Here is an 8,193-nt window from a genome sequence, read left to right as displayed (position 1 = left end):
CAGATGGAGAAGACCCAGCGCGAGTACTATCTGAACGAGCAGATGAAGGCGATCCAGCGCGAGCTGGGCGAGCAGGACGATCAGCGCGACGAGCTGATGGAGCTCGAAAAGCGCATCAAGAAGGTCAAGCTCTCCAAGGAAGCCCGCACCAAGGCCGAGAGCGAGCTCAAGAAGCTGCGCAACATGAGCCCGATGTCGGCGGAATCCACCGTCGTTCGGAACTACCTCGACTGGCTGCTGTCGATCCCGTGGGGCAAGGCGAAGATCAAGCCCATCGACCTGCAGAAGGCCGAGGACATCCTCGAAGGCGACCACTACGGCCTGGAGAAGGTCAAGGAGCGGATCCTGGAGTACCTGGCGGTGCAAAGCCGCGTGGGCTCGCTGAAGGGCCCGATCCTCTGCCTCGTCGGCCCCCCCGGCGTCGGCAAGACCTCGCTCGGCCGCTCGATCGCCAAGGCCACGGGACGTGAATTCGTCCGCGTGTCGCTGGGCGGCGTGCGCGACGAGGCCGAGATCCGCGGCCACCGGCGGACCTACATCGGCTCGATGCCCGGCAAGATCATCCAGTCGATGAAGAAGGCCAAGTCGACCAACGCCTTCTTCCTGCTCGATGAGATCGACAAGATGGGCTCCGACTGGCGGGGCGACCCGTCCTCGGCCCTGCTCGAGGTGCTGGACCCGGCGCAGAACTCGACCTTCGCCGACCACTACCTGGAGGTCGACTACGACCTGTCGCCGGTGATGTTCGTCACCACGGCCAACAGCCTCAACATGCCCCAGCCGCTGCTGGACCGCATGGAGATCATCCGCATCCCCGGCTACACCGAGGACGAGAAGCTGGAGATCGCCAAGCGGCACATCCTGGCCAAGCTGACCAAGGACCATGGGCTGAAGCCGGAGGAGTTCATCGTCCCCGACCAGGCGATCCGCGACCTGATCCGCTACTACACCCGCGAAAGCGGCGTGCGGTCGCTGGAGCGGGAACTGGGCAACCTGGCCCGCAAGACGGTGCGCGATCTCAGCCGTGAGAACGTGCTGACCATCGCCATCGACGACGAGCGGCTCGCCAAGTACGCGGGGATCCGGAAGTTCAAGTACGGCGAGATGGACACCGAGGACCAGGTCGGGATCATCACCGGCCTGGCCTACACCGACTTCGGCGGCGACATCCTGACCATCGAAGCGGTCAAGATGCCCGGCAAGGGCCGCATGACGGTGACCGGCAACCTGAAGGACGTGATGAAGGAGTCGATCTCGGCGGCGAACAGCTACGTCCGCAGCCGGGCCACCAAGTTCGGCCTCGAACCGCCGAGCTTCGAGCGGACCGACGTCCACATCCACGTGCCGGACGGCGCCACGCCCAAGGACGGTCCGTCCGCCGGCGCGGCCATGGCCACGGCCATTGTCTCGGTCCTGACCGGCATTCCGATCAAGAAGGACATCGCCATGACCGGCGAGGTCACCTTGCGCGGGCGGGTCACGGCGATCGGCGGCCTGAAGGAAAAGCTGCTGGCGGCCCTGCGCTCCGGCGTGAAGACGGTGCTGATACCGCTCGAGAACGAGAAGGACCTGGCCGACATCCCGGACAACGTGAAGGCGGAGATGAAGATCATCCCGGTCTCGACGATGGACGAGGTCCTGGCCCAGGCGCTCACCCGCCAGCCGGTGGCGATCGAATGGTCGGAGGCCGACGCGCCGCCGGTCTCGATCGCCGACGACAGCGACGCCGAGGCGATCCTGACCCACTAGGGCTGATCACTTCTTGTGTCATTGGAGCGGCGCGGGAGCATTCCCGCGCCGCTCTCGTTTGACGGCCACGCTTTGGCGGGCCTTAATTCGAAATGGGGGTGAGGGGTGTGGGGACCCCGTCCGCCTGCAACAAGAACGGGCTGGGAGAGAACATATGACGAAGGCCGAACTCGTCGCGGAAATGGCCGACAAGGCGGGCTTGAACAAGGCGCAGGCGAAGGTGGCGCTGGATGCCTTCATTTCATCGGTGTCGACGTCGCTTCGCGCCGGCAAGGAAGTGCGCCTGGTGGGGTTCGGCAGCTTCGTGCCGATCAAGCGGCCGGCGGGGACGGCGCGAAATCCGCGCACCGGCGAGACGGTCAAACGCAAGGCCTCGCAGACCTGCCGCTTCCGGGTGGGCGATGCGCTGAAGGACGCGCTGAACAGCTGAACTTCAAGCCTGGCTAGGCGACGGGATAGGGACCGGCCTCGAACGCTGTCGGATGGTATCCCTTGCGTCCGACAGCTCGCGCGAGCGGACTGCGGAAGTCCTCGCCCGTGCGCAGGCAGGTCAGCACATGCGCGAAGTCGTATTTCGGCCGCCAGCCCAGCTCGGCCCGCGCCAGGCTGTTGTCGTAGACGCGATCGAGCTCGGCGAACGGCCGCCAGCCGCGCGCGGCGAACAGCGACCGGCACTCGGGATAGAGGCGATAGACCATCTCCTCGGCGCTGGTGCGCAACTCAGGCAGGTCGCTGCGCCGGAACGGCGTCGTCGCCGAGATGATGTAGCGCGCGAACCCGGTCCGCGGCGCGGCCTCGATCGCCAGGAGATGGGCCTCGACGATATCCTCGATGTCGGCGCGCCGGTTCAACAGCTCGTTGGCCTGGGCGTTGGCGGCCTCGTAGGCGGAGCGGATCTCCGCGTCGTCGTCGGGCTCGGGAAAGAACCGCGAGGTCCGCAGGATCGTGACGGGCAGCTCGAACCTTCGGGCGAAAAGTTCGCAAAGGCCCTCCGCCGCGATCTTGGTGACGCCGTAGATGTTCTTGGGAATGGGCGCGACGTCCTCGGTGATCCAGGCCGCGGGCTCGTCCAGGGCCGGGCTCAGGGCCGCGCCGAACGCGCTTGTGGTGCTGGTGAAGACGAAGGCTTCGACCCCCGCCGACGCCGCCGCCTCCAGCAGCGCCAGGGTTCCGCTGACATTGGTGTCGATGAACGCCTGGCGCGGGTGGGTGGCCACATGCGGCTTATGCAGCGTGGCGGCATGGATCACCGCCCGCGCCCCGTCCATGCAGCGCGCGACAAGGTCCCGGTCGCAGATCGAGCCGACGTGGTCGGTGAACGGGGAGGCGGCGATATCCAGGCCGGCCGCCGTCTCGCCACGCGAGCGCAGGGTGCGCAGGATCGCTTCGCCGAGGTGCCCGGCGCTGCCCGTGACCAGAATGCCGCCCATCGCCGAGCCCTAGCCGATCGCGGGGTGGGCCTCCAAGCGGAAGTTGCGTCGGGCCGCCGACCCTGCGGCATATCGATCCGCGACCGGCGCAGCCGCCTTTTCCATTGCGCGGGAGCGGACCCGCGGGCTAGGAAACCGGCGTCTTCGGGGAGTAGCCGTTCGCTGCGAGCGAAGTCCGTGTCAACACACTTGCGCCGGCTCCGCCCCGGAGCATGGCGCGGACGGCGGATCGATGAGATCCGGATTGGTGAGACCGACGACGCGACCTGCGGCACATGGGCCGGCGGAGGTCCGCGTCGTCGTCTGTCTCGCGCCCTGGAAGTCCGTCCGTGATCCTCGAACCCTTCTTCACCTCCACCGCCGTCGTCGCCATCGGCGAGATCGGCGACAAGACCCAGCTGCTGGCCATTGTCCTGGCGGCGAAATTCCGCAAACCCGGGCCGATCATCCTGGGTATCCTGGGCGCGACCCTGCTCAATCACCTCGCTGCGGCCAGCCTCGGCTACTACCTCTCGGCCTGGCTGAGCGGACAGGTGTTCCGCATCGTCGTCGGCGCCGCCTTCATCGCCATGGCCGTCTGGGCGCTGGTCCCCGACAAGATGGACGATGAGCTGAAGACCATCGGGCGCGGCGGCATCTTCCTGACGACACTGATCACCTTCTTCGTCGTGGAGATCGGCGACAAGACCCAGATCGCCACCTCGCTGCTGGCCGCGCGTTTCCACCAGATCCTGCTGGTCACCGCCGGCACGACGCTGGGCATGATGATCGCCGACGTGCCGGCCGTGCTGCTGGGGGAGGCGGCCACCAAGATCGTGCCGCTGAGGTATGTGCGGATGGCGGCCGCGGCGATCTTCGCCCTGATCGGCGCCTGGGTGCTTCTGGCCGCGTTCCACCTGGTCTAGAACCGGCCCGCGGGCGGCTAGCTCAGCTGGTTAGAGCATCTCGTTTACACCGAGAGGGTCGGGGGTTCGAATCCCTCGCCGCCCACGTGTTTCTGGGGACGCGGCATGGTTGGACGGGCGATGGTCTTGAGCGTGATCCTGGCCGCCGGCGCGGCGCACGCCGAGCCCGCGTCGCTGGACGACTACATGAAACAGGCGCGGCATCGGCCGGATGCGGCGGTCCACTATGGCCCGGCGCCCTCGCAGGTGGCCGAGCTGTTCCTGCCCAAGGCCGGGGGTCCGCATCCGGTCGTCGTCCTGCTGCACGGCGGCTGCTTCCTGAAGCAGTACGAGGGTTTCCCGCAGACCAGCGGGCTGGCCGCCGACCTCGCCCAGCGTGGCTACGCGGTCTGGAACGTCGAATACCGCAAGCTGGGCGAGCCCGGCGCGGGCTATCCGGGGACCTTCCAGGATGTCGCGACAGCCGTCGACGCCCTGCGCGCCGAGGCGCCGAAATACCACCTCGACCTCAGCCGCGTGGTGGCCATCGGCCACTCGGCCGGCGGTCATCTGGCGCTCTGGGCGGCCGGCCGGCGCAAGCTCCCGGCGTCGAGCCCGCTCCACACCGCCGACCCGCTGCCGATCGGAGCCGTCATCAGCCTGGCCGGCATCGGCGACCTGAAGGGGCAGGGCAAGGCCTGGGCGCTGCCCTGCGGCGATGACACGATCGAGCGCCTGATCGACCTGAAGGGCCGCAAGTCCCCTTATGCCGACACCTCGCCCGCCGAGTTGCTGCCGACCGGCGCCAAGGTGGTGATGGTCCACGGGGTCTACGACGCGGTCATGCCGCCCTATACCGGCCGCGCCTACGCCCTGCAGGTCCGCAAGGCCGGCGATCGCGCCGAGGTCGTGACCATCCCCGACGCCAGCCACTTCGACCTGGTCATCGCCACGACGCCGGCCTGGAAGGCGGTCGTCGCCATCCTCGACCGCGAGATGAAGGCGCTGGCCCACGAGACGAGGCGGCTTCCATCGACCTGAGGATTCGTGCCTATCTGGTCGATCCTTGGAGAGGATTCCATGACCGCGGTTACCGCAGACGCAGACGATCGTGCCTTCCTGGGCCATCCCAAGGGGCTTGCCTACCTCTCCATCACCGAGGCCTTCGAGCGCTTCTCCTACTACGGCATGATCGCGCTCCTGGTGCTCTACATGAACGGCCAGCTGTTGAAGCCGGGCCATGTGGAGCATGTGGTCGGGCTGAGCGTCCTGCGGCCCATCCTGGAGGCGGTGTTCGCGGGCGGCGCGCACTATTCGAACCAGCAGCTCTCGTCGGCGATCTATCTGGTCTATTCGAGCACGGTCTATCTGACCCCCTTGCTCGGCGGCCTGATCGCCGACCGGGTGGGGCGGACCGGGACGATTATCGTCGGCGCGAGCATCATGGCGCTCGGCCACTTCCTGATGGCTTTCGACGCCTCGTTCCTGCTGGCGCTGGTCTGCCTGATGATCGGGGCCGGGTGCCTGAAGGGCAACATAGCCACCCAGGTGGGCGCGCTCTACGCCGCTGGCGACACCCGCCGCGCCGATGGCTTCCAGGTCTTCTACCTGGGTATCAACGGCGGCGTGATCTTCGGCCCGCTGATCACCGGCTACCTCGGCCAGGGGATCGCCTGGCACTACGGATTCGGCGCGGCGGGCGTGGCCATGCTGATCGCGCTGGCGATCTATCTTTCCAGCCTGAAGCGCCTGCCGCCCGATCCCCCGCGCGGCGCCAGGACCACGGCGGAAAAGGCTGCGCGACCGGCGCTGACGACGCGCGAGGTGTCGGTGCTGGTGCTGCTGGCCTTCATCCTGCCGGTGCTGGCGTTGTCGATCGTCGGCAACAATCAGATCTACAACGGCTACCTGGTCTGGGCCGAAGCCAACGCCGACCTGCACTTCCTGGGCATCACGATCCTGACCAGCCAGATGTTGTCGGTGGATTCCATCGTCTCCGTCGCAACCCTGCTCGGAATGGTGATGTTCTGGCGGGCCTGGAAGACCCGGTTCCCCGAGCCGGACGAGCTCGGCAAGATCGCCATCGGCTGCTTTTTCGGAGCCGCGGGCGTCGCCTGCCTGGCGGCCGGGGCGGCGCTGACGCCGGCCGGCCACAAGGTCAGCTTCAACTGGTTGCTGGCCTTTCACCTGCTGAACGACATCGGCTTCGCCAACGTCCTTCCGGTGGGTCTTGCGCTGTTTTCGCGAGCCGCGCCCAAGGCCATCGCGGGCCTGGTGATCGGCTTCTACTATCTGCACCTCTGGGCGGGGAATATCCTCGTGGGCTATCTCGGCACCCTCTACGAGAAGATGACGCCGGTGCAGTTCTGGATGGTCCACGTCGCCATGGTCGGCGGCGCCGGCGTGATCTTCGTGCTTATCAAGCTGGTGTTCGGCCGCCTGCTGCTGGTGAGCGAGGACTCCGAACCGGACATGAGCACAGTGGCGATCGCCGACGCCCAACGGACACCCTAGCGCCGATGCTCTACCGCCCGCTGGGCCGAACGGGCCTGAGCGTCTCCGAGATCGGCTTCGGCGCGGCCAGCTGGTGGGGCAAGCCGAGGTTCTCCGAGCGCGCGGCGCTTGGCCTGGTCCACGCCGCGATCGACGGCGGCGTCACCTTCTTCGACACCGGCGCGAGCTATTCCGGCGGCCATGCGGAGCCGAGGCTGGGGCGTGCGCTGAAGGACCGGGCCACCTCGGGCCTCGTGGTCGCCACCAAGGCTGGGACCTTCGCCGACGGTGGCCGCATCGGGCGGGACTTCTCGGCCGGGGCCGTGGTGGCCAGCGCCGAGCGCAGCCTGCGCAACCTGGGGCTGGGCGACCTGCCGCTGCTGCAGCTCCACGGGCCGGACATCGCCGACCTGACCGACGAACTGCGCTCGGCCCTGGCCGGGCTGAAGGCGCGGGGACTGGTCCGGGCGATCGGCGTCAACAGCTTCGACCCCGCCGTGATCGCCCATGTCAGCGGCCTCGGCGACTTCGACGTGGTGATGGTCGACTACAATGTCCTGCGGCCTGAACGCGAGCCGCTGATCGCTCAGGCCGCGGCGGCGGGGAAGGGGGTCCTGGCCGGCATGGCGCTCGCCATGGGCCACACCGGCTGGCAGGTCGCCAAGCTGCGGGCCCCCCGCGACCTCTGGTATGCGGCCCGCGGCCTGGTCCGGCACCGGCGCGAGGTCGAAGAGGGCGCGCGCTTCAGCTTCCTCAACCGCCTGGCGGAGATGACCGGCCCGCAGGCCGCGCTGGGCTATGTGCTGGCCAACCCGGCCGTGGCCTGCGCCGTGATCGGCACCACCAGGCCCGCGCACCTGGCGGAAAACCTCGCCGCTTCGGGCATGGCGCTGCCGGCGGGGGTGATGGAGCGCATCCGCGCGCGCCAGGCCGGGCGGCTTTCCGGATGACAGCCGCCGTCCGGCGGAGTCATGGTGCTGAACAACGATAACCTGGCGGGAAACGACCATGGCCGACGCCGACACGGACCTCGATCACGCCCTCGAGGCCGCCCACCTGCCGGCCCTGATCATGGCGATGGTGCACATGACCGGCGACGCCAGCTGGCTGCGGCCGGAGTGGACGCCAGTCTATACGCCGCTCTCGCCCCCCGGCGACACGGGTCTTTCGGAAGCGGCGAAGACCGAAATCCGGGCCAAGGCCAAGGGCGCGATCCAGGCCAATGTGGCGGCCGGCTCGTTGAAGATGCCCAGCCCCGATACGCCCACCCTGCGCAAGATGATGGACTTCGTGGCCGGCGCCCCGATCCCGGAGATGTACGCCGACTTCCTGATCGACGAGCTGGCGATCGCCGGCGTGAGCAGCAAGGACCCGCAATTCGAGCAGCCGCAGCTCAAGGCCGCCGCGCGGAAGCTGAAGGTGCTGGTGATCGGCGCCGGCATGTCGGGCCTCCTGACCGGCATCCGCCTCTCGCAGGCCGGGGTCCAGTTCGAGATCGTGGAGTCCAACGCCGACGTCGGCGGCACCTGGCTGGTGAACACCTATCCGGGCTGCCGGGTGGACAATGCCAACCACATGTACAGCTACTCCTTCGAGCCGAACCACGCCTGGCCGCAGCACTTCTCGCCGCAGCCGGA

Annotated in this window: 8 protein-coding genes and 1 tRNA gene; 8 read left to right on the top strand and 1 reads right to left on the bottom strand. The window is 68.0% G+C overall.

Features of this window, described 5'->3' with window-relative positions; genetic code table 11:
- Together lon and ACESMY_RS23145 are read left to right on the top strand one after the other, a co-directional pair.
- Positions 1-1,749: endopeptidase La (gene lon / locus ACESMY_RS23150; RefSeq protein ID WP_372786999.1), on the top strand; the 1,749-nt coding region annotated here is incomplete at its 5' end.
- 154 nt (positions 1,750-1,903) lie between these two features.
- On the top strand, positions 1,904-2,179 hold the full coding sequence (locus ACESMY_RS23145) for an HU family DNA-binding protein (RefSeq protein WP_372786998.1): 276 nt from the start codon (positions 1,904-1,906) through the stop codon (positions 2,177-2,179).
- A 13-nt stretch (positions 2,180-2,192) separates the two neighbouring features.
- Here the strand turns inward: ACESMY_RS23145 and ACESMY_RS23140 are convergent, their stop codons facing one another.
- Positions 2,193-3,179, bottom strand: coding sequence for an NAD-dependent epimerase/dehydratase family protein (locus ACESMY_RS23140; protein WP_372786997.1), 987 nt, complete (start codon positions 3,177-3,179; stop codon positions 2,193-2,195).
- A gap of 332 nt (positions 3,180-3,511) precedes the next feature.
- Between ACESMY_RS23140 and ACESMY_RS23135 the strand changes: the two genes are divergently transcribed.
- The 6 genes from ACESMY_RS23135 to ACESMY_RS23110 all read left to right on the top strand — a co-directional run.
- Positions 3,512-4,084, top strand: coding sequence for a TMEM165/GDT1 family protein (locus ACESMY_RS23135; RefSeq protein WP_372787000.1), 573 nt, complete (start codon positions 3,512-3,514; stop codon positions 4,082-4,084).
- 11 nt (positions 4,085-4,095) lie between these two features.
- Positions 4,096-4,169, top strand: a tRNA-Val gene (locus ACESMY_RS23130).
- A gap of 20 nt (positions 4,170-4,189) precedes the next feature.
- Positions 4,190-5,104, top strand: a complete 915-nt coding sequence (locus tag ACESMY_RS23125; protein ID WP_372786996.1) for an alpha/beta hydrolase family protein — start codon at positions 4,190-4,192, stop codon at positions 5,102-5,104.
- 39 nt (positions 5,105-5,143) lie between these two features.
- Positions 5,144-6,577 (top strand): peptide MFS transporter, encoded by a 1,434-nt coding sequence (locus tag ACESMY_RS23120; RefSeq protein ID WP_372786995.1) that lies wholly within the window; start codon positions 5,144-5,146, stop codon positions 6,575-6,577.
- Between the two features lie 5 nt (positions 6,578-6,582).
- Positions 6,583-7,506, top strand: a complete 924-nt coding sequence (locus tag ACESMY_RS23115; protein WP_372786994.1) for an aldo/keto reductase — start codon at positions 6,583-6,585, stop codon at positions 7,504-7,506.
- A gap of 58 nt (positions 7,507-7,564) precedes the next feature.
- Positions 7,565-8,193 (top strand): NAD(P)-binding protein (locus tag ACESMY_RS23110; RefSeq protein WP_372786993.1); only part of this gene is annotated, 629 nt, incomplete at its 3' end.

The sequence above is a fragment of the Phenylobacterium sp. genome (genome assembly GCF_041691455.1).
Taxonomy (GTDB): Bacteria; Pseudomonadota; Alphaproteobacteria; order Caulobacterales; family Caulobacteraceae; genus Phenylobacterium.
The sequence above is the reverse complement of the archived record's forward strand: the minus strand, read 5'-3'. Positions and strand labels throughout refer to the sequence as shown.